This is a genomic window from Rickettsia endosymbiont of Cardiosporidium cionae, assembly GCF_015476335.1.
GTDB lineage: Bacteria > Pseudomonadota > Alphaproteobacteria > Rickettsiales > Rickettsiaceae > JADHZC01.
Genome location: NZ_JADAQY010000001.1, coordinates 136,124 through 158,367, shown reverse-complemented (window position 1 = coordinate 158,367; position 22,244 = coordinate 136,124). Strand labels below are relative to the sequence as shown.

Sequence of the window (22,244 nt, the reverse complement as noted above, 5' to 3'; positions counted from 1 at the left end):
GATTAATTAAAATTATTCAACTAAGTAGTAATTTAATATCCTTGAAATTGTTAAAACTACTCAATATATACAACTATAAGGTATAGTTATATAATAAATACATATTTAAGATATTGTTATTGTAAATATTTCTTGCTAGAATAAATACTGTTTATGTTTGTTTAATAATTTATCTAGTAAAGGTGAGTATGAATTATAAAATGAAAACATTCCGCTTTAGTATCGTATGTAGTGTGTTGGTTAATTTTTTACTAATGATTAGTTTATCAGAGGCTTCTGTTGATAAACTATTGTTCAGTGAAAAAATTTTGAATAATACAAAGCCTGTGGAGTATTTTATTGAACATAATAACCCTATAAATTCATTAAGCTTTTTGTTAAGTGAATATGGCAAGGCTAGTCTTGTTGGATTTAGTGGAACTGGCAAAACTCAGATAGCAAAAATGTACAGTTATCAAAATCAAGATAAGTATGATTTAGTTTGGTTTATTGATTGTAACTTAGATATAGATGAAGAATTTGTAAAACTTGCTAAATATATTAATGGAGTAGAAAAAAAGGTAGTGTTTGTAGAAGATTCATTAGGTTCTAAGCAAGAGATTATTGCATATCTTACTGATAAGAAAAATTGGCTTCTTGTTTTTGATAACTTGAAGATAGGTACTAATTCAAAAGTGTTAGAATTTGTAAATTGGAATAATAAAGGCAATATAATTTTTGCATCTCAGGATCATGAATCACTACCTAATATTGTATCCTCAATTATGCTTGATTTTGATCAATCTCTGGCCTTGGCAAAAATTACTTTGAATCAGGATAAGCAGATGTTTGCTGAATTAATTGCAACTAAATATTCTGCTCACCCGATATCAATAGTATTGTTATCTCAAGCTATTAACCAAAAGCATGGTGTAGGTATAGTAAAGTATAAGTCAATTATAGAAAATGGTTCTAGTGCAATAAAACTTGCTATGGTGATGCTAAGAAAGCATTTATCAGATGAAGCAAGTGAATTAATGAGCAAAATTGCATTTATTGATAATCAAGGGTTTTCTTTAGATTTTCTAAAAGTTATTTTTGCAAAGGATCTTGATAAAGCTATAAAAGAATTATTAAATTTTGATGTCATATCATGTAAGGATAAGTCTAATCCAGATAATCCAATATACGATATGCATGACGTGATAACAGAAGATATTAAATCTACTAAGCTTGATGCAAGACATAAGGTAGGAGATATTGCAGAAGCAATCACGAATTACTATTTGGCATTAAGATCTAATGATGATTATTTATCGCATAAGTTTAGAAATGCTCCTACTATGCAAGAAAATATTAAAATAGTTTTATTAAATGCATCAGTACACGGGGCAAATTTATACAAAGTTTTAGCGTTAAGAAGAGTATTATTTGGTAGTATCATTACTTCCCAAGATATTGTGAAGTCTACAGAAATGGTTAACTGGTTTATGCGTCACGAAAAAGCTGGAAACTTTAGAGGGCTATTTATTACCGATAAGGATAAATATCATCACGCGAGATATCTAGATACTATAGGTAGGCATTATCAGAGGTTAATAGGTGATCTTGATTTGGGAATAGTTTACTATGATAAAGCTCAGAAAATTTTAGAAAAATTATCTGGGTATAATAATGTTAAGCTTGTAGATACCTTGCATCAAGCAGAATTGAAGTTTTATAAAGGGATTTTTGACTCGTATATGACAAATTCTGGTAAGGTGCGTGTTTATGGAGGCGATTACTACATAGGATTGGTGGAAAAAGCAATAGGCACAAGATATCACGATAAAAACAAAGCTGTATTTTCAAAATTGCTTTATACCAAGGCTATAAAAGAATTTATAATAGGTAATTATGAAGGGGCATTGCAATATTTAGAACAGAGCCTGGATATTAGAACTAATCTAATCAAAATCACTAAGAATGATCTACTCAATACTAATCCTTATCTTCTCAAAGCGTTTTTATTAAATAAGCTTAATAGAGCAAAAGAGGCTTATGATATAACTAAATTTGTACAGGAAGAAATGCATGTGAAAACTGCCAAAAATAATGTGACTTTTGGTTGGATTCATACATCCCTTGCTAGATCTGAGTTGAATATGTCTAAACCAAATGAAGCGCTTCAGAACATAAATAAAGCAATTCATATATTACTTACAGATAAGATTAGGCATCCTAATTATAGGGATAAGGATTCTTGGTGGAAAAAGGCCTCAGATAGATTCTTAGCAGAGGCATTGGTAGTAAAGGGAGATATATTGAAATCTCAGGGAGATATAGGAAGAGCTTTGATTTGCTATAAACGTGCTGAAATGAACTATTCTAATGTAATTGGGGTACGTAATAAGCATAGTATTTTTCAGTATAAAGATTTAGAGCGTGAAATAATAGAATTATCTAGAGAGACTAAACCATCTGAATAATTTTATGATTTGACATTCCAGCCTTTATTTATCAGTGCAGTTAATAAATAAAACATGAGTATGTTTAGTATTAATAGGTATAAAACACCTATTAATATATTACTTTCTTTTTGGCCTGTTAATGAATATCTGAATGAATCTATCATGTAGAAAAATGGATTAATATAACTGATTTTTTTTAATAAATATGGTAGATTCTGTACAGAGTAAAATGTTCCTGATAAAAATGATAGCGGGTTGACAATATAGCTTGTGACAGCAAAATTTTGATCAAAACTTTTAGCAAATAATCCAGACATAATACCTAATTGACCTAAAAGTGAACAAGATAGTAATATATTTATTATTAGTAATAATGGGTGTAATAGCTGAAAATTTATAAAATAAAATACTGCTAAAGATACTGCTATCCCTACAAATATTCCTCTAGTAATAGCCCCTATAAGCAGTGCTATTACTATTTCTGTGCCTGAAATTGGAGGAGTTAGTATATCATAAATATAACCAAGTACCTTGCTCATAGTAAAAGATGATGAACTATTAGAAAAAGCATTTTGTATTATGCTCATCATGATGATTCCATATCCTATAAAATCGTTAATATCTATTCCATTAATCTTGGATGCCTTTGAACTAATAATAGATCTGAATATTATTAAAAAAATTAAAGCTGAAATTACAGGGCCGATAACAGTTTGGTGGTATACTTTAAGAAATCTTTTAATTTCTCTCAATGATAATGTATAGGTACCATACCAATTAATAGACTCCTTTTTATTCATGATTTATCCCGTATTTAATTCAATATATTTTGGTCATTATAGCATTATATAAGTGTATTTTGTTATTTTAAATAATTACATTCAACTTAAATTTTAAAGTTTTTATATTAGTAACTCTATTAGTCTATTTTATTATCTTTTTATTGTTTGAATATTCTGCTTCTAAGCTGGTTTAGAGTAAAAATGTAATTTTGCTACTTAAAAATTTATTAAATATTTCTTTACTTTAATGAGAAAATAATTAATAATAAAAATAGAGTTAATTTATTAATAATTACTCTATTAACGTTTAACTAATACTAGAGGTCAACATGAACTATGAAGAAAATATCACAAATAATACTACTGTTACTCATCATAGAAGTATATGGAAAATAATAAAGCAATTTTCACTGAAAATTATTGCTAAAATTATTCCAATCTGTTTTAGTGGTGTGAATGAAATAATAGATACACTTAATCAACCATCAGTAGTGGTAAATAATAGTAATAAAGTATCTTTCAATATCGAACTTAATAATGATCCGATTAATACTACACAAGATAACAATATTAGTAATAATATGGATAATGCTAAAGAGTTGAAGAGCGTAGCAATTCTACCTGAAAATACTGAATTAAGTACAGAATTGACAGGAGGTGATTCTTCGAATGTTACTGAGTTTTCTCAAGAATCAATAGCCTAATAAAAATGTATCATTAATATAAGCTAGTAAGTAAATGAAAAAGTGATATGTAAATTTATTAATAAATTTACTATTTCTTCAATATTTTGCTTAGTGGGGCTATAAATAATGCTATGAATATATTATATTAATATGTTTATCATATTATATTAATTAATTTAATATTAATATTAATCAATGAAGTAAGAATGAATAATAAATATCATGTGATCAAATTTCAAGCTCCGTTTGAAAGATTGAAGCAATATGTTATTTCTCCAGATGTTAGGCTATATAAAGCAATCTTGCTGCAAGCAATAATCGATTCTACTAATGTATCTAATAATAAATGTCTTAAAAAATTAGAAATTGCAGCAAAAAATTGGATATTTAAAGATAATAATGATTTTATAAAAATTTGTAACTTATCTAATATGCAACATTGTTATATAAGAAAGCTTACTAAAAAATTAATTAATATAAATGCAAATTACTCTAGATATCAAACTCCTAAAAAGTTTGAGCAAAAAGTATCAAAATATATTGATAAATTATGTAAACGAAAATAAAAGATTACTATAAATTGGATTATCTGTGTGAATAATTATATAATCCAATTTATAGTATATAATCCATAAAATTACGAAGCTCTTGTTTTGCAGCAAGTTGTGAGAAGCTTAATTTAGTTTTAGTATTATTTTTATCCAAATCTAATAACGTAAGCCCTTGTAAGAATAGTTCTTTAAATATCACTCTTTCTGTAAAACCAGGAGATAATTTAAATGCTAATTTACTAGATAACTTAAGCAGAGCTTCGTGTATATTTCTTTTATTTTTTGCATCAAGGTTAGTTAGCCTATTACGAGTTACAATCCATTGAATAGACTTTTTTTCTCTTTCCAATTTTTGGATTTTTTGCTCCCAAATCATTTGGCTATATATAGAAGGCGTATAATTTTGTATATTATTATTTTTAAATGTTGCTATAACATCTAAATCTACAAAGCTATCATTTACTGGAGTAATGATTTTATCTGCATATGAATGGACTAGAGCAGATAAATTATTGTAATAACCAGGAGTATCAATTACAACATAGTCTACCATATTTTTAGCTGTATCTAAAATTTTTTCAACACTAGATTGATTTTTAATATCTCGTTCATTTAAATCACTGCTATGATCATTGATCAAGAAATGTTTTGGCATTAATAAATCATTGTCTAATGCTAAAGAGTCAGCACGATGCTTGATATATCTAGTTAATGAAGACTGCCTAGAATCGATATCAATACTTATAACTTTGTACCCCATATACATCAGACTGAGTAGTATATGCATCGCATAAGTAGTTTTGCCTACTCCACCTTTTTCATTACCGACAACTAATACACTACAGTTTTGATTATTATCTATATTGTGCCTTTGATTCATTAATTAATAATAAGATAATTAATTAAACTACAGTAGAAATACTACCAAATGAAATTTTATAACAATAGTACAGACAACGCTATTATTTTTTTAGGTTTTATTCAAAATAAAAAAATAATTTTATAGTTCATAATTATCATATATGAATTGATTAAGCAATTTCACTCCAAAGCCGATACCCCCTCTAGGATGCAATAATTTAGATGATTTTTTATTCCATGCTACTCCAGCTATATCCAGGTGACACCATTTTATATTACTTTGTATGAATCTTTGTATAAAATGCGCTGCGACAGAGCTACCGGCTAACCCTCCCCCTTCGCGGCTTATATTTGCAATATCTGCTACATCGGAGTTAAGCATTTTATCAAAATCCTTATGTAATGGCATTCTCCACAATTTTTCTCCTGTTTTATTAGAGGCTTCAATTAGTTGTTCAGCTAAAGTGTCATCATTAGAAAAACACCCAGCATAGGTATTCCCTAAAGCTATCAATATTGCTCCAGTGAGAGTAGCAAGATCTATTATACAATCTGGTTTAAACATTTCTTGTACATAAGCAATACAATCACAAAGTACCAATCTTCCTTCTGCATCAGTATTTAGAACTTCTATAGTTTGGCCAGACATAGAGGTAACGATATCACTTGGCCTTTGCGCATTACCTCCTGGCATATTTTCAACTAACCCTACTACTCCTACTACATTAACGTTAGCCTTTCTTAACGCCAATGTTTTTATTAGACCTACAATAGCAGCAGCCCCCCCCATATCAGATTTCATACTATCCATATTCAAAGCTGGTTTTAAAGATATACCACCAGTATCAAAGGTAACACCCTTCCCTACTAAACATAATGGATTCTGTTCTTTAACAACACTACCGTTATATTGCATAATTACTATTTTGGATTCGCTGGCGGAACCATTACCTACACCTAACATTGCCCCCATACCGAATCTTCTCATATCTATTTCTCCCATAATTTGTACATCCACACCGAGCATTTCCAACTCATTGACAATCAGTGTAGAGTAATAAGCTGGGTTTAATATGTTAGGAGGCTCGTTTATACAATCTCTAGCAAGATAAATGCCTTGCACAACGGATTCTGTATTTTGGTGTAATTCTACAGTTTTTTCTACATTGTCCGTAATAATATCGATATTTTTGAAAGTAGATGAATTAACTGACTCATCTTTACTATTGTTAGTAATATATTTGTTAAACTTATACGCAGATAATAATGCACCACCTCCCAAATTAGAGCAAACTTGCTCTTCACTGAAATGTCCAATTTTACTATTTATTTTAATAGAGATAGTTTCAGCTTTAATTTTATTGGCTATTTCACCTATTTTAGCTCCTAATTCTTCAATATTTGCTAATGTAATATCACTTTCATTACCAATACCCAACAGGATGATATATTTAATGCTTTCATCGCTTGTAGCTGTTAAAACTGAATATTCTTTAAAATTGCCTTTGAAACTTTCTGTATCTTGCAATTTTTTAGAAATTATTCCTCCGAAATCGTTATCGAGAGTAATTGCATCATTATCAATTTTTAGTTGCTCATTAACCAACAAAACTATATGTTTAGAATCTTTAGCTTCTATTGATTGAAAAGAAATATTTAACATTATAAACCTCTTTTTTTTTGTAATAAACCCTACTAAAATAAAAAATTGATCATAAAATATGATAAGCAATATATCGTAGAATATTTTTTATAAATTTCTAATTTATAGTCACAGCAACAGCAAGAATTTCACAGCAACCCGCTAGCATGAGTCAATTTTTACAATAACAAAATAACAGGTAACTCTAGCCTTTTAGAAACTATTACCAGTATAAAATGATTACATCCTAGATAAAAATGTCTGAAAAAGACACCAAAAGTACTTCTATTTATTTCTAGATAGTTAACTACCGAAAATAACTTTACCATTACCCGGGTTCAGCTGATATAATACGTAGTATTTTATGTTATGTCAAATTAATTAAATACCAGAAATCTTGATTCTGTTATTTCACTAAGATTCATTACATAAATGGATGTAAATTTACATCTGAAAATTACTCAAATTAATGTTATTCATTACATGAACCAATTCAATACATATTATTTGCTTTTTCAGGATATAGTTTTTAGTAATTTTATCTTTTCTTTTAATGAAGAAACTATATTGTGCACTATGCAAAGTTTTGGAATAAAAAATCCATTTCTAGTGCTTTTTATTGCATCAATTTCATATTGTTTAATATCTGTTATTAACTTTGCAATAGGTTGGTTCTTATATTATATATTATTGCTATATAAAAAAAATATGGATCATAGTAAAACAGATTGTTTTAGGAGTTGGATAGGGCTGATAATAATGATTGTATTGAGTAATATTGGAAATATTGGAAAATTCGTCATTTTCTTTTCAAAATTTTTATATAAAAATAACCAAATTATATTACTAATATCCCTTAATTTATTGTTTAATATATACATATATGCTTCCATTATTTTCGCTAATGCCAATATTTAGTATTGGCATAATTTAATATATAAAATGATATGCCAATATTTCGAATCAGTAACAAATATTTATTTCTAGAACATATCGTACAGTATATTATTGAGATATATAATCGTCGAAGCATACAAAGATGTAAATTATTAGTACCTAATGGAACATTATGTAGAGTTTTACAAGAATCATTAATCACTAAATTAGGCAAAGCACTATTACCAGAGATCATCTCAATAAATGAAATGCAAATCTATGATAAGCAGGTATATGAAAAAAAATCTAGTATGATGAACATATTTGATGAAAAACTATTATTAGCAAAAATAATTAAATCTTATAAAAAATTTGATTATAATGCAGTGCAAGCTACAAGTTGTAGTAAAGATTTATATAATTTATTTTACATATTAGAATCAAATAATATCAATATTCAAGAAATAAAGTATGCACAAAATCTTGAGCAATCTACGCATTGGAAATCAATATGTGACTTTTTATCTTTTGCGTACCTTAAGTGGAAAAATTATCTAGAATTTGATAATAAATTCAGTAAAGCTGAGTATCAAACAAGTGTTTTTCAATCAGAAATTAATAATTTAAAAAACAATTCTGAATATCAATTGATTATTATTGTATCAAATAATAATAATCAACTATTATATGAATTTATTAGAAATTTATTACCACTTAAGAATGCTCTCATAATTTTATCTCCTACATATAACCAAGAAAAATTAGATAACTATAGCCTTAATTTATCACCTAAAGAAGCTGTTTTTAGTTTAGGTAATTTATTAACATATCTGAATATAACATTTAAATCTATCCCTATAGTCGATAATTTACAAATAAGTGATATTAGAAAAAATTCATCGAATATGTTACCTAATAGTATTAATTATATAGAATTTAGTGACTTATTTATAGAATCAGAATATATAGCCAATAGTTGTTTCTCTAGATTAAAACAAAATCCTCAAATGAAAATTGCTATTATCATTCATAATAGTGATACTAAAGATTTTTATACAATGTTTTTAACAAAATATTTTCTACAATATCATGACTTAATAGGTACCGCACTATTAAAGTCACAAGCAGGATCTTTATTTATTATTATCTCAGAATTGTTATTTACAGATTTTGATTTAAGAAAATTTTTAAATTTATTAACACACCCATTTATAGTATCAGACTATACAAAAGTGATTTTTAATATTTTAAATAAAAATCACTATCAATTTGTAGACAATTTACAAAAATTAGAAGAGCTATTGTTAGATGAATTACAAAAAAGCGACTTTAGTATATTTCAATATTCAGATGTAGAAAAAGAATTTTTAATCTCATGGCTCAATAAAATATTTAATTTATTTAAAAATAAGGTTCATTCTAAGGAATTTAAATCCATACTTAAGTATGTTATGCATATTGCTGAGACACTCTATAATGATTTTTGGGAATATCATCATAATTGTAATTTGTCAGAGGTAATTTCAGAAATTTTATACTCAAAAGAAATATTATATATAGATGATCTACACTTTTTTATACAAATATTTAAGAATATATTAGAAGAATATCGTGTATTCAATAGTGATACAAAACACTGCAACATCATATTATGTAAGTTAGAGGATGTATCATTGATAAATTTTGATTTAATGATAATACCAGATTTACATGATATTAGTTATCCGTTGACCTCAGATAGTAATTGTTGGCTCAATAGTAAAATACAAGAAAAACTATCTATTTATAATTGGGAAGCAAAAATAGGCAATAGTCTCAATAATTTTTATTTAAATTTATATAATAAAGAGGTTATATTAACTAGATCTAAAAAATATATTAAAGGTACAATAGTCAATCCTTCTCCTTTATTGCTGATGCTTCAAAAAGAATTTCAAGATTCTTTGATAAAAATCAATGCCATCAGTCAGCCTGCCGTTTTTATTAAAGATAAATATCAGCTTTGCAATTTTTATAATGACTCATATGTAATATCTCAAATTGATTTTCCTCATACTATATCTGCAACTGATATAGAGATGTTAATGAGATCTCCATATAATTTTTATATGAAAAAAATATTGAGAATTCAACCCCAAGAAAATTTTACTAACAAAAATAAATTTAATATATTTGGTAATATATTCCATAAAATATTAGATAAATATAATAGATCCTATATCAATGCTGATTTAAATAAACAAATAGAGAATTTTAAATTTATTAGTTATAAAGTAATTCATTCTATGAATTTATCACAAACTCAAACAGAAATATTTAAGTTAAAAATTAATGCCATATCTGAAGAAATAGTAATATTTGATTATAATAGAAGGAAGAATAATAAAGTTATTTTAACAGAGCTACCAGGTGTTATGCAGTTGAAGATTATGGATGTTTTAATAAATATAAAATCCATAGCAGACAGAATAGAAATAGATGGAGATAATAATGCAACCATCATAGATTATAAAACAGGTAGTATACCAACAAAAAAAGATATAAACTCAGGTCTTTCTAATCAATTAATCATTGAGGCTCTAATTATGCTAGAAAAAGGGTTCCAGTTTAATATTAATTCTGTTAAATCTTTGGTGTATATTAAGATTAATAGTTCAAAACCTTATTTGACTGAAATCAATATACCAATTTCATATCAAAAATTATTATTACATAAAGAAGGGTTAAGAAATTTGATAACTTATTATTATACAGAAAAACGTTATCCTATAACACCAAATATACTAAAATATGATAATTATTCGCATGTAGCAAGAAGATATCTATATTAAAAATAGTACAAAAAATCTATTTATACATAATTTTGAGTTTTTTTAAACTTCTAGGGTTAGATTCTAAAATTTCTACATTTATATTAGGAGTGAGCTTAATTATAGATCTATTAGTAGGTACAATACCTGCATGAGATATTATTAGACCTCCTATAGTATCAACCCCAGTTTTTTTATCTAAGGTAATTCCAAGAGATTTTTCTAAGTCTTTTATTTGTGCTCTACCACTCACTATTGCTATGCCCTTTCTTAATATTTGACATTCCATATCATTTGGAGTGAATTCATCATTTACCCTTCCTAAAATAGTTTTTAGTATGTCACCTACGGTGATAATACCATCTATGCCCCCGTACTCATCTACTACAACTGCAATATATATATGTTTTAATTGCATTTCTGCTAACAATTCATTTAAATATACTAGGTGAGTTGAAACTATATACTCTCTTATTAGATTATTAATATCATATTTTTTGTTATTACAAGCTAATAGCTTAAAGATATCTTTAATATGTACAAAACCTATAATATTATCCAAATTATCTCTGTATACTAGTATTCTACTATGGTGAGTTTGTACTATTACGTTAGCCAATTCATTTATATCTACATCGTGTTTTACAGCGATTATATCAGCTCTGGGTAGCATTACATCCTTCACTTGTTTAGTATAAAAATCCTTCAATGTAATGCTGCTCTCTGTAGATAATATTTTATGATTATAGTGCGACAAATTTTGAAGAGATTTACGGTTAAATAAACGAAATATCTTTAACCATATAAAATTATAGAAAAAGCTTATCATTTTTGTAATTGTTAAAGAACAATACTTATAGATAGCAGTTTTATTTTTATTTAGATCCATTATTATTTACTTATATAATTTTAACAATATGGCGAAATAATAGAGAAGTCCTTAAGTATACTTGTTTCTAAAGATTGCATAGCTTTTGCATCAGATATAGAATTATGGTCATATCCTATTAAATGCAAAATACCATGAACCAATAAGTGTAAAAAATGTTCAATAAATTTTAAATTATAATCTTGTGATTCTTTCATTATGCACTCATAACTAAAAGCAATATCACCAAGATATAAATAATTTTGATTTAACAGCGAGTTGGATAATCCTTTATAATTGATATCTGAATCTGGAAATGATAGGACATTAGTAATAGAATTCTTATTACGAAACTCACTATTTAATTTTAATAATCTTTTATCATGGCTCAGTAACACTGATAACTCTAGTTCTTTAATAAGGCCAAGAGGCTCTAACCTAGAAGCAACGCTAGATAACACAGACCTAAAGGTTTTTTTGTTAACTTGAGAAGAATAATCACGCCATCTTTTTTCTTCAACAGATATCTCTATATTATAAAACTGTAAACTCATTACAGCAATACAAAGGATTGAGAGCAAAGAACAACACCAGAGCCTTGAGAACTAATATAAATAATATAACACAACCATTACTTTAACATACACACAGATTGATTTTAATTTAATTCACAAAAATGTCAAGATGTCAAAGAACTGTAGTTTTATAAAAATACCTATTTGTATTATTTATGTAATTAATGATTCTATTTTGATCAATTCAGATAATTTCTCTTCTAATTCTTGTTTACTATTTTCAAGTTTATTGACAATATCATAGAATTTTGCACCATTATCTAGGTATAAATTTTGATCATCTAACTGATTTTCTAATTCACTAATAAAAATCTCTAATTTATTGATTTCTTCAGGTAAAATTTTAATTAATCTTTGATATTTATAACTAAGTTTAAAGTTAGATTTTTTTTGATTATTAACATTTTTAATATTCTGGGTGTTGTTTTTAGATTGTTGTTTTGTAGTTAAGATATTACCAAAGTTTTGTGTATAGTATTTAATATATTCTTGGTATCCTCCTATTACTTCTACTATATGATCTTGTTGGAACACTAAAGTTTTAGTTACTAACCTATCAAGAAAGTCTCTATCATGTGTTACTATAATTAAACTACCTTTATAATCTGATAAAATTTCTAGCAATATTTCTAGAGTGTCTATATCCAGATCATTTGTAGGTTCATCAAGAATTAATAAATTACCAGGATTAATTAATGTTTTTGCTAATGCTAATCTATTTAATTCTCCTCCTGATAAAATTGAAGCTTTACTATGCAATATGCTTGGGCTAAACATAAATTTTTTAATATAAGATATAACATGTATTTCTTTTCCGTTAATTAATAAATAATTATTGCCTGTAGAGCATAAATTTTCTGATACAGTTTTATTCATATTTATATTAGATCTATACTGATCACAATAGCTTATCACTAAATTAGTATAGCAATTTATTGATCCGGAAAATGGAGGAATTTCTTGAATCAACAATTTTAATAAGCTTGATTTTCCTGAACCGTTAGGCCCTATAATTCCGATTTTATCCCCCTTAATAATATTTAATGAGAAATTTTTTATAATTTCTTTATTGCCATATGAATATGAGGCATTTAACATCTCTATTAAAAGTTTTGATTTAAACTCGTGATCTTTAATAGATAGATTTAATTTCAATTTTGCGTTCTTTAACATATTTTGTTTAGATATAAGAGAAGTACGAAGTTTTTGTAGATCCCTTAATCTCTTTTGATTACGTTTACGTCTTGCACTTATACCACCATTTAGCCAATGTTTTTCTGTAAGTAATTTCTGATGTATTTTTTTTATAGTTTTTTCTTCTTCTAATATAATTTTATGTTGCCATTGTTCGTAATGTTTAAAACCTAAATCAGATTTTCTTAAGATACCACGGTCAATCCACCACGTTATATTACTGATATTTTCTTGAAATTTTTTATCATGACTTATACATATTACTGCTCCAGAGTAATTATTAATATAATTTTCTAGCCACTCTATTGCATCAATATCAAGATGATTGGTGGGTTCATCTAACAGTAATAAATCAGGTTTTTTTATGAGGCATGATGCTAAAAGAAGTTTTTTTACTTGTCCACCAGAACTTTTAGAAAGATCTAATTCTTTAGGTATCTTTAGTTTATCAAAAATCATATTTATTTCATATAGATATTCATCAGGGTTATCCAGCTGATTTAAAATATAGTCTATAGCAATGATATTATAATCTATCATTATATCTTGCCTTAAATATTCTACTTTAACTTGAGAATTTTTAAATACCCTACCCTCATCAATTTCGTATATTCCAGCGATAGTTTTAAGTATACTAGATTTACCAGATCCATTTCTGCCTACTAGACATATTTTATCATTGGGATATATATAAAATGATATATCCTCAAATACTGATTTATTACCAAAGTTTAGATATCCATTGTTAATATAATAAATTGCACTCATTGTTTAATTAATCTATATTGCTTTATATATTTTGTTTCTTTGCATTATATCAGATATCCATGACTATGGAATTTAATACAAATAAAATTATTAAATAATAATGAAACATATAAAGAATATCTTTTTATACCTATCTTATATGTTGTCTATTACACTGATGATATTGATTGGTTTTATACAACAAGATAAATTTTATCGTAAAACATCTTACATCAATGCACTGCAAAATAAAGTTGGGCTATATCCTATAGATGTCAATTCTATTGAGAACTTCAATAAAATTGAAAAATATAGCAAAATCAAGTTAAAAGGATTTTTTACAAATAACAATATATTCGTTTATGGACAAAGGTCAATTTATAGAGAAAAGCATGGTTATTATTTATTATCTGAGTTTAAAACTGATATTAATAAGACATTTGCTGTGTTACGAGGTTGGATCCCATACAATATAAAAAAATCAATTGATTTAAATGCTTTATCCTATAATGATGAGATTGTTGTCTTTGCTTTTGATGGAGAAAAATCTTCTGTATTTTTACCGAAAAATGACTTAAAGAATAATATATGGTTTGCATTAGATCTAGAGCAAATATCTAGCGTGTTTAACTTAGATATAAATAAATATCTGTTTGTAGCCGTAGATAGCAAAATGCTACCAAGTTATATAAAAAAATTAAATATAGATAATATCATTAATAAAAAAAACGATCATATGCTATACGCTATTATGTGGTATATATTTGCAGTAATTGCAACTATAATATTTATTATTAAATCCAAAATCTTCAATTCTATTAGAAATAAAACATAATTATTTTAATGAAAAAACAATATATTTGCTCTAATTGTGGTAACGTAGTATTAAAATGGTCCGGACAATGTATTGAATGTGGAGTATGGGGAAGTATTGCAGAAGAAATACTTAATAATAAAAATGAATTTAAAAAACTAGGTGATGTTAAAGATATATCTTATCTCAACAAATGTGATATAAAATCTGATATAAAAATACAAACTTCTATTACAGAATTCAATAGAGTCATAGGTGGGGGTATAGTTAATAGTTCTGTGATTTTAATAGGGGGTGACCCTGGGATAGGCAAATCTACATTATTGCTCCAGGTGGCAACTAATCTTTCTACATTAGGAGTAAAATCTTTATATATTACAGGAGAAGAATCGTTAGAACAGGTCGTATCCAGATCACAAAGATTAAAAATTTCTAATGATCAAACAGCAATTATTAATGAAACTAATCTTGAAAATATAGTATCAACCATAGAGTATCATAAAAGTCATTTTAAACTATTTATTATAGATTCTATACAAACAATTGTAAGTAATAAAATCCCTGCAGCAGCAGGAACAATATCACAAATTAAATTTATCACGAATATATTAATTAATTATATTAAATTAAATAATATTGCGTTAATTATTTCTTGTCATATAAATAAAGAGGGGCAATTCGCTGGACCTAAAATACTGGAGCATATGGTAGATACTGTGCTTTATTTTGAAGGAGATCATCATAATCATTATAGGATCTTGCGTTCTATAAAAAATAGATTTGGTAATATAAGTGAAATTGGAGTATTCGAAATGACATCCCAAGGGCTTATAGAGGTACCTAACCCTTCCGAATTATTTTTAACTGAGCAAAATCATAATATTAGTGGTAACGCTATTTTTGCTGCTGTAGAAGGTTCTAGACCGTTATTAATAGAAATACAAGCATTAATTTCTTCTACTAATATGGCGACTCCACGTAGATCAGTTGTAGGATGGGATTACAACCGTTTAGCAATGATTATTGCTGTATTAAATATTAGACTGAAGATTAATTTATCATTTTATGAAATATATCTTAATGTAGCAGGAGGTATCAAAATTACTGAGCCTGCGGCTGATTTAGCTGTAGCTGCTGCTTTAATATCTGCGTATAAAGATGTAGCCATTCCTCAGAAAGTAGTTTTTTTTGGAGAAATAGGTTTATCAGGTATAATTAAAAAGGTATCTCAATCTGATGCAAGAATAAAAGAATGTAAAAAACTCGGGTTCAAGCAGATATACTGCCAGGTTAAAGATAGTGATTTAACAAATAAGAAAGATATAATTAGTTTGACAAATCTTACAGAATTAAAAAAAATATTCTATGAAAGAGAATTTAATCAATAGATAAAGATGAAATTTCTATCATGTAATGCTTATCATCTATGATCTTATATTTTTCTAGGAAATTTATGTTGCTTTGCTCAATATTTTGTAATAGATCTCCTTTACAAATGAACATTAAATTATTATTTGTCAGTTTTTCATTGATTACATAAGAAAAAATCATTGGTAATTCTGTATCTCCGATGCGCATATGAATTTTTTTATGTGTATTAAACTCGTCAAAGATTTTGCTAGATTCAAGTTCTGTAATATTCATATTAAAATTAATCTTCTCTCCACATAATACCGGAATTCCATAAGATGTTTTATCATTAAAAATTTTTATTTTCTTGTCATCGATTGATATTATTGGGCTAATATCTTCTAAAGTCACTGAAATTTTAATATTTTTTAAATTTTGTAAATTGACTTCGCTACCCTGTGTAGGATTATTAGATTGAACAAAATGGTATTTTTCATTTGATGTGCCTAGTGTTGAATAAATATTAGTATCATTTTCTATGATGGATTCTCTAGTTTCTCCTACATTCATACCTACTAATATAACATCTAATTCAGGAAAAAACTCCCTATTGCCGAGATTTATAGTTTTTTTACCACTAAATATAATTTTCTCATCTAATTTTGAAATTTTATAATTAAATGTTACTTTTTGTCCGCAAATCACAGGACCAATGCTCCCTTTACCATATGTTTGAATGTTGAATAAAGATTGAGCAATATTTAATTTATTTACTTTATTATGATAGCGTAAAAGATTTTCAGAATCGTTAAGTGTTATATTAGAAAATATTTTATCTAAATATTTTTGTCCCTGCTCTGTTTTTAATACATTACTTGCTATAACAGAAATTTTTTTTTCAATAAAACTACCTAAAAATTTTTTATAAGAATATTCTTCTTTAAATAAATCATTGATGTTTTTGAGTTGTTCTTTTGCTATATTAAGATCCGTGGTTGTTTTATTTTCAGTAAAATATTGCTTAAATAAAACGTATATAATAAATGCAACGACAAATAATATAGAAATTTTTTTCATTTCAATATAATTAGAAGAAAATTTTTATAATATATCCATTATGATCTTGAATTAATATTCAATTTTTGTTTAATTTCTTTTTTTTTAAGAACTTCCTTTATATCGGTTAAAGATTTAATAATTTCAATTATTTTTTGATATTGTTCAGATGTATAATAAATATTATTTATAGCATATAGAGTGTTTTGATAAAAATTATCAGTGATCAGTATCATATCTTTTTCTATACACTTATCCAGGCTATATTCTAATATATTAAACATACAAAGAATTTTTTTAATAATCTGTATTCTTTTATAGAATTCTTCAGGTTTTTTAGAATTATACAATACATACATCATATTTATGATATCTCCTAAGATAAATATTAGTACTTCATTATCATTTTTATTTAATTCTTCAGTTGTAGTTTTTTTATTTAGTTTCATATTTTGTTTGAATTTTAAATTTATAAAAATTAATTGTTTGTGAATAAATTTTTGGTATAATCACTCACAGCTTGCTGTTGAATATTCCCGATAGTAATTTTTGATTGAGATTCTTCTGCTTTATCGAGATTTTTTTTGATTTCAGCGTTATTTTGATTTATTTTTTTCTCATTTTCCAAAATACTGGATGATATATTGTCTGATACCATATTCAATGATTCTAAAATTGCTTTCATAGTATTTGTTGCTCTTGCTGTTAAACCTTTGGTGATTTTAATTTGAAAAGTTTCAGTATTTGTTGTAGTTACAGGATAATTCACAATACACAACCCAAGAATATTTATCATACTAATGCTAAATGACCCATTATTAGGGAATAATATTCTGCCAGAATTAGGGATATATGTACCATTACCAATGTAGCTTCCATCAACGTCTTCTGCTGTTACAGAGTTGTTACCAAAATCTATACTCACTCGAATTTCTATATAATCTTTATTTTGATCAGAAATCATATTCTGAATCAAATCATGTTTATAAATTTCATCATTATAGTCTAAAATACTGCTCTGGGTTTGAGGAGATATTATTTCTATATTGTGCATTAGGTATTTAAGTATTGTTGTATGATTATTTAACAGAATATTCCTAATTATGTTATCGTCTGAATTAAATGGAATCTGATCTATCTGATCTATCTCACCTCTCTGGTAAACATCAATAGGGAAAAGACTTGAAATACCTTGTGATTGTGTTTTCAAAACTTCTTCCACAATCAGACAATACCATGCATTGATTTTGTTTATAATTGCCTGCATTTCACTTTTTATACTATTATTAGTATTAATTTTGATCTTATTTAGATTTATTTCAATTTGATTAATCATTTGTTGTAAAGCATTATAAGAATCTACTAATTTGGATATCTCACCTTTAATTTTATTAATATCATACTTAATTTCAATAGTTTGGTAATGTAAGTCATTAGTAATACTTGATAGAAAATTTTCTGGAAGAGTTGTTGATGCTTTGTCATGCGCTATGTTAAAATCTAGTTTTAGATCAACAGTAGTTCTAGCAGATCTTATCGAATATTTTATAGTAGAAATTATAGCTTCAGTATATTCTAATGCTTTATATTCAATAGCATTCAAATGGTAATACGTTAATATAGAACTCATTGAATCAAAAGTTTCTTTTATTTTAGGAGCTAAGGTAGAATCCTGTAATAAATTGTTTGAAGTAATAGATCTTGAATGAGAATTAAAGATAGATAAAACATCATCAAAACTATATCGAGTAGAGTTTACTCCAGTTAAAAAAATCTCTAATTCTTCTATCCGATCATAGATTTGTTTAAATTCATCTAAAATATTTGAATTCAATGTTCCGTCAGGATCGTAATAATTCCTATTTGATAATATAGGATTCTTAGTGATAAATAATATATATTTTAGTGTACTTAATTCCTGGTTTAATATAGTGCTTGGTATACGAGCTCTAGCGGAAGTAGAGATTGATGTAGGAGTAAAAGTAGTACTTGATGTAGAAGCTGTACCAGAAATAGGGGTTAGTGTAGGAGCTGTACCAGAAATAGGGGTTAGTGTAGGAGCTGTGAAGTCTGTAAAAAAATACTTTGATATATTATTAAGTATGTCGCTTACAAATTGTTTCAGATCATCTACAGAAAATTCACGATTGCCCCTAAGATAATTAAATTTTTGCCATGAATTATCATTACCTAGTGATATCGTTCCTGTGCCAGGAGTAGTATGTGTGTACAAATTAGTTAACTCTGAAATAAAGCTAGAAAAATTATAGCTGGGTTTTGATAAATTATAACTTGTACTAAATAAATCAATTCGGTTGATATAGTTTTGCATGTTTAATCCAGCATTATCTGCTAAACCTTGTATTTCAAAAAAAATTGGTAATATTAATTGATTAGCATCAGTTTGATGCGTGCCAATAGCAGAAATTAAATCAGAAATATTTTTTTGCTTTAAATCATTCCACCAATTATTTGTAGTATCTCTTATACAATCGATTATATCATTTTTGCTATATTTGGTTGTATAAATATTATTGTCTAGATTATCTGAGTAATATTTAATCAATATACTTAGTGTGGTTTTCATTAAGTCAGAAATACCACTAAAGCTGTTATCTTGTAGTTTATCTTGTATGTCATTTAAACTCACTGTAGGATTTGAAAAGGCGCCCTTTAGAATATTAAAAGAAGCAGAAAAGCTATCTATTACATCTACAAAATTTTGGTGAATATCTGATGTAACACCTCTTAGAGAACTGCGGTACAATGTTTCAAGTGGATTATTGTTAATTCCTAATTGTAATACTAGCCTTTTAAAATTATTGACAGAGGATTGAGTTTGAGATGTTTTATCGGAATTGATTTTTTTAACTTCAATATCTATACCATTTATATTGCTGAATGTATTGTTATTGGATGTGAATAAAAATTTGTTATCAACAACAATTGTTGCCTTACTTTGCTTGATATCGTCTATGACTTTAATAGCATTGAGTGAACCTGCTCTGGGTGTAAAATTAAATTTTATTGGATTCTCAAAATTACTTGGAGTATTTTCAGAGATCTGCAAGGAAAAATTTTGTCCAAATGCTACCAATTTTACAGAAAAATCATTTGCAAAATTATTACTCTTTATATAATTATCAATTTTTTTTTTAATCTTAACAATATCATCGAATTTAGTTACAGTAATAGATATATTTTGATTATTCAAAGTTAAGTCAATATTACCTAATAAGTTCGGAGATTTAGGTATAGTACTTCCTGCAGCTGATCCTATAGTTAGAGTAGCCTTACTTGATAATGATAATATACAAAAATTAACCTTTACATCATTATCAATGATTTGATTATTATTTGTAAATAAGGTGGCATAATCCTGAGCATTGCCTTGATCTTTAGTAGCAATTTCAGGAATATATGAGTTGAAATTTTTACTATTTGCAAAAAAATCTAATAATGATTTTAATTCATTTATATTATTGTTTAATGCATTAATATTATTCTCAAACTGGTTATAATTATAATTATCGTTTGATAATGCAGTAATCTTAGCATTATATCTAAAATTGTTATCATTTGTTTGTTTATCAATTTGTCCTGAAACTATTGATTCGATATTTTTAGAATCAGCATTTGTTGTTAAATCTTTTGATTCACCATTTGGTGTACTAACATTCGATAGAAAAGAATTAAATTGATTCGTGTTGGAAGGAATATTAAAATTAGTTTGATTGCGTGCTGGATAATGTTGATTACTATATGCTATAGAATGTGGAATAGTCATAAATGAGCTAATAACTTAATAATTTAAAATAAGATAATCAAATTTCATAGTTAATATATTGATTTATTATCAATTTTTATGTAATTATACATAAACAAAGCAATTTTTGTGCCAATATGGGTTGTTATTATAAAAATTTACTAATAAATTGAATATTTATGATAAAATTATTGGAGGTGATTTGTAGTAACAGCGCTGTGTGTTTTCTGCAGTGATTCAAGTAGTACAATAAGTCTAATTTTTTAATTCATTCAATGTATCTAGTTAATATGAATTATTTAATATTATTAATGATTACTCTATTAAAGCCTTGTATGTGTTATGCTTCTGGGGAGCCTATACCTTGGCAAATGGGGCTACAAGAACCATCTAGCCCTATTATGGTTGAATTATATTCTTTTTATAATATTTTGCTTATTATCATAACATCTATAGTATTATTCATATTTTTTTTGCTTTTATATGTCGTATACAAATTTAATAAAAAAAGTAATCCTGTACCAAGCGTATTTTCAGATAATATAGCTCTTGAAATTACATGGACAGTGATACCAGTAATTATATTAATAATAATTGCCATCCCATCTTTTAGAGTATTAAAAATATCTGAGACTATCCCACATGCAGAAATGACAATAAAAGTAGCGGCATCTCAATGGTTTTGGACATATAACTATCCAGATCATGGGGATTTCACCTTCGATAGTTATATGATTCAAGATAGTGATTTAAAGTATGGTCAAAAAAGGCTCTTAGAAGTGGATAATCCTATAGTTATACCAAGGGATACTGTTGTAAAATTTATTATTACTTCAAATGATGTTATACATAGTTTCGCTATACCTGCACTAGGATTAAAAACAGATGCAGTGCCTGGTAGAATCAATCAAACATGGACTAAAGTAGAAAAAGAAGGAGTATATTATGGGCAATGTTCGGAATTATGTGGTATAAATCATGGATTTATGCCTATACAGCTTTATGTAGTGAGTAAAGAAAGATTTGAAGAATGGTACAATGAAAGTAAAGAAAAGCTTCTATAGGTAACGAAAATTGTTTAAGTACAATAACATTTAATGTTGATATGTTCATTTTTTGAATAAATATATATTCAGATACATAGCAAATCAACTAAGATAAAATTGATGATTTAAGTTGATTAGTAAATCAAGTGTTAATTTAATTAGTAGATTTAATTATTTAAAAATTAAGTTTA

17 protein-coding genes are annotated in these 22,244 nt (G+C 26.6%); 8 read left to right on the top strand and 9 right to left on the bottom strand.

The features are described from left to right. Positions 1 to 200: 200 nt before the first annotated feature. The gene (locus tag IHI24_RS00625; RefSeq protein WP_194966138.1) at positions 201 to 2,447 is read left to right on the top strand and encodes a hypothetical protein; all 2,247 of its coding nucleotides are present in this window, start codon (positions 201 to 203) and stop codon (positions 2,445 to 2,447) included. A 2-nt stretch (positions 2,448 to 2,449) separates the two neighbouring features. Here IHI24_RS00625 and IHI24_RS00620 read toward each other — a convergent pair whose 3' ends face one another. Beyond that, positions 2,450 to 3,229 carry an ABC transporter permease gene (locus IHI24_RS00620; RefSeq protein ID WP_194966137.1) on the bottom strand — a complete coding sequence of 260 codons (780 nt, stop codon included), beginning with the start codon at positions 3,227 to 3,229 and terminating at the stop codon, positions 2,450 to 2,452. A gap of 311 nt (positions 3,230 to 3,540) precedes the next feature. Here IHI24_RS00620 and IHI24_RS00615 point away from each other — a divergent pair, with 311 nt between their 5' ends. Together IHI24_RS00615 and IHI24_RS00610 are read left to right on the top strand one after the other, a co-directional pair. Further along, positions 3,541 to 3,915, top strand: a complete 375-nt coding sequence (locus tag IHI24_RS00615) for a hypothetical protein (RefSeq protein WP_194966136.1) — start codon at positions 3,541 to 3,543, stop codon at positions 3,913 to 3,915. Between the two features lie 188 nt (positions 3,916 to 4,103). Then, positions 4,104 to 4,463 (top strand): hypothetical protein, encoded by a 360-nt coding sequence (locus IHI24_RS00610; protein ID WP_194966135.1) that lies wholly within the window; start codon positions 4,104 to 4,106, stop codon positions 4,461 to 4,463. Positions 4,464 to 4,512: 49 nt separating this feature from the next. On the opposite strand, the gene IHI24_RS00605 is transcribed toward IHI24_RS00610, so the two are convergent. Together IHI24_RS00605 and IHI24_RS00600 are read right to left on the bottom strand one after the other, a co-directional pair. Beyond that, a complete protein-coding gene (locus IHI24_RS00605; protein ID WP_194966134.1) occupies positions 4,513 to 5,328 on the bottom strand; it encodes a division plane positioning ATPase MipZ in 816 nt (271 codons plus the stop codon). Between the two features lie 120 nt (positions 5,329 to 5,448). Beyond that, positions 5,449 to 6,972, bottom strand: a complete 1,524-nt coding sequence (locus tag IHI24_RS00600; RefSeq protein WP_194966133.1) for a leucyl aminopeptidase — start codon at positions 6,970 to 6,972, stop codon at positions 5,449 to 5,451. A 411-nt stretch (positions 6,973 to 7,383) separates the two neighbouring features. Between IHI24_RS00600 and IHI24_RS00595 the strand changes: the two genes are divergently transcribed. Together IHI24_RS00595 and IHI24_RS00590 are read left to right on the top strand one after the other, a co-directional pair. Continuing rightward, complete coding sequence (locus IHI24_RS00595) at positions 7,384 to 7,869, top strand: hypothetical protein (protein ID WP_194966132.1); 486 nt, start codon at positions 7,384 to 7,386, stop codon at positions 7,867 to 7,869. A 29-nt stretch (positions 7,870 to 7,898) separates the two neighbouring features. Further along, positions 7,899 to 10,658, top strand: coding sequence for a PD-(D/E)XK nuclease family protein (locus IHI24_RS00590; RefSeq protein WP_194966131.1), 2,760 nt, complete (start codon positions 7,899 to 7,901; stop codon positions 10,656 to 10,658). A gap of 16 nt (positions 10,659 to 10,674) precedes the next feature. Here the strand turns inward: IHI24_RS00590 and IHI24_RS00585 are convergent, their stop codons facing one another. From IHI24_RS00585 to IHI24_RS00575, 3 genes are all read right to left on the bottom strand, one after another. Then, entirely contained in the window at positions 10,675 to 11,526 is an 852-nt protein-coding gene (locus IHI24_RS00585; protein ID WP_194966130.1) for a CBS domain-containing protein, read from the bottom strand. A 20-nt stretch (positions 11,527 to 11,546) separates the two neighbouring features. After that, the gene (gene ybeY / locus IHI24_RS00580; RefSeq protein ID WP_194966129.1) at positions 11,547 to 12,059 is read right to left on the bottom strand and encodes an rRNA maturation RNase YbeY; all 513 of its coding nucleotides are present in this window, start codon (positions 12,057 to 12,059) and stop codon (positions 11,547 to 11,549) included. A gap of 174 nt (positions 12,060 to 12,233) precedes the next feature. After that, positions 12,234 to 14,042 carry an ABC-F family ATP-binding cassette domain-containing protein gene (locus tag IHI24_RS00575; RefSeq protein ID WP_194966128.1) on the bottom strand — a complete coding sequence of 603 codons (1,809 nt, stop codon included), beginning with the start codon at positions 14,040 to 14,042 and terminating at the stop codon, positions 12,234 to 12,236. A 100-nt stretch (positions 14,043 to 14,142) separates the two neighbouring features. Here IHI24_RS00575 and IHI24_RS00570 point away from each other — a divergent pair, with 100 nt between their 5' ends. Further along, a complete protein-coding gene (locus tag IHI24_RS00570) occupies positions 14,143 to 14,856 on the top strand; it encodes an SURF1 family cytochrome oxidase biogenesis protein (protein ID WP_194966127.1) in 714 nt (237 codons plus the stop codon). 8 nt (positions 14,857 to 14,864) lie between these two features. Further along, entirely contained in the window at positions 14,865 to 16,223 is a 1,359-nt protein-coding gene (gene radA, locus IHI24_RS00565; RefSeq protein ID WP_407690717.1) for a DNA repair protein RadA, read from the top strand. Here radA and IHI24_RS00560 read toward each other — a convergent pair. From IHI24_RS00560 to IHI24_RS00550, 3 genes are read right to left on the bottom strand one after another with little or no spacing between them, the layout of a single operon-like run. Next, complete coding sequence (locus IHI24_RS00560) at positions 16,213 to 17,262, bottom strand: FKBP-type peptidyl-prolyl cis-trans isomerase (protein ID WP_194966126.1); 1,050 nt, start codon at positions 17,260 to 17,262, stop codon at positions 16,213 to 16,215. The genes radA and IHI24_RS00560 overlap by 11 nt on opposite strands. Before the next feature lie 38 nt (positions 17,263 to 17,300). Next, positions 17,301 to 17,690 carry a hypothetical protein gene (locus IHI24_RS00555; protein ID WP_194966125.1) on the bottom strand — a complete coding sequence of 130 codons (390 nt, stop codon included), beginning with the start codon at positions 17,688 to 17,690 and terminating at the stop codon, positions 17,301 to 17,303. 29 nt (positions 17,691 to 17,719) lie between these two features. Further along, positions 17,720 to 21,028 carry a hypothetical protein gene (locus tag IHI24_RS00550; protein WP_194966124.1) on the bottom strand — a complete coding sequence of 1,103 codons (3,309 nt, stop codon included), beginning with the start codon at positions 21,026 to 21,028 and terminating at the stop codon, positions 17,720 to 17,722. Between the two features lie 254 nt (positions 21,029 to 21,282). Here IHI24_RS00550 and coxB point away from each other — a divergent pair, with 254 nt between their 5' ends. After that, positions 21,283 to 22,071, top strand: a complete 789-nt coding sequence (coxB, locus tag IHI24_RS00545; protein ID WP_194966123.1) for a cytochrome c oxidase subunit II — start codon at positions 21,283 to 21,285, stop codon at positions 22,069 to 22,071. The last annotated feature ends 173 nt before the right edge of the window (positions 22,072 to 22,244 follow it).

Coding starts and splice junctions, on each gene's coding strand:
- IHI24_RS00625 (WP_194966138.1), top strand. CDS start 201: ATGAAAACATTCCGCTTTAGTATCGTATGTAGTGTGTTGGTTAATTTT.
- IHI24_RS00620 (WP_194966137.1), bottom strand. CDS start 3,229: ATGAATAAAAAGGAGTCTATTAATTGGTATGGTACCTATACATTATCA.
- IHI24_RS00615 (WP_194966136.1), top strand. CDS start 3,541: ATGAACTATGAAGAAAATATCACAAATAATACTACTGTTACTCATCAT.
- IHI24_RS00610 (WP_194966135.1), top strand. CDS start 4,104: ATGAATAATAAATATCATGTGATCAAATTTCAAGCTCCGTTTGAAAGA.
- IHI24_RS00605 (WP_194966134.1), bottom strand. CDS start 5,328: ATGAATCAAAGGCACAATATAGATAATAATCAAAACTGTAGTGTATTA.
- IHI24_RS00600 (WP_194966133.1), bottom strand. CDS start 6,972: ATGTTAAATATTTCTTTTCAATCAATAGAAGCTAAAGATTCTAAACAT.
- IHI24_RS00595 (WP_194966132.1), top strand. CDS start 7,384: ATGGATGTAAATTTACATCTGAAAATTACTCAAATTAATGTTATTCAT.
- IHI24_RS00590 (WP_194966131.1), top strand. CDS start 7,899: ATGCCAATATTTCGAATCAGTAACAAATATTTATTTCTAGAACATATC.
- IHI24_RS00585 (WP_194966130.1), bottom strand. CDS start 11,526: ATGGATCTAAATAAAAATAAAACTGCTATCTATAAGTATTGTTCTTTA.
- ybeY (WP_194966129.1), bottom strand. CDS start 12,059: ATGAGTTTACAGTTTTATAATATAGAGATATCTGTTGAAGAAAAAAGA.
- IHI24_RS00575 (WP_194966128.1), bottom strand. CDS start 14,042: ATGAGTGCAATTTATTATATTAACAATGGATATCTAAACTTTGGTAAT.
- IHI24_RS00570 (WP_194966127.1), top strand. CDS start 14,143: ATGAAACATATAAAGAATATCTTTTTATACCTATCTTATATGTTGTCT.
- radA (WP_407690717.1), top strand. CDS start 14,865: ATGAAAAAACAATATATTTGCTCTAATTGTGGTAACGTAGTATTAAAA.
- IHI24_RS00560 (WP_194966126.1), bottom strand. CDS start 17,262: ATGAAAAAAATTTCTATATTATTTGTCGTTGCATTTATTATATACGTT.
- IHI24_RS00555 (WP_194966125.1), bottom strand. CDS start 17,690: ATGAAACTAAATAAAAAAACTACAACTGAAGAATTAAATAAAAATGAT.
- IHI24_RS00550 (WP_194966124.1), bottom strand. CDS start 21,028: ATGACTATTCCACATTCTATAGCATATAGTAATCAACATTATCCAGCA.
- coxB (WP_194966123.1), top strand. CDS start 21,283: ATGTATCTAGTTAATATGAATTATTTAATATTATTAATGATTACTCTA.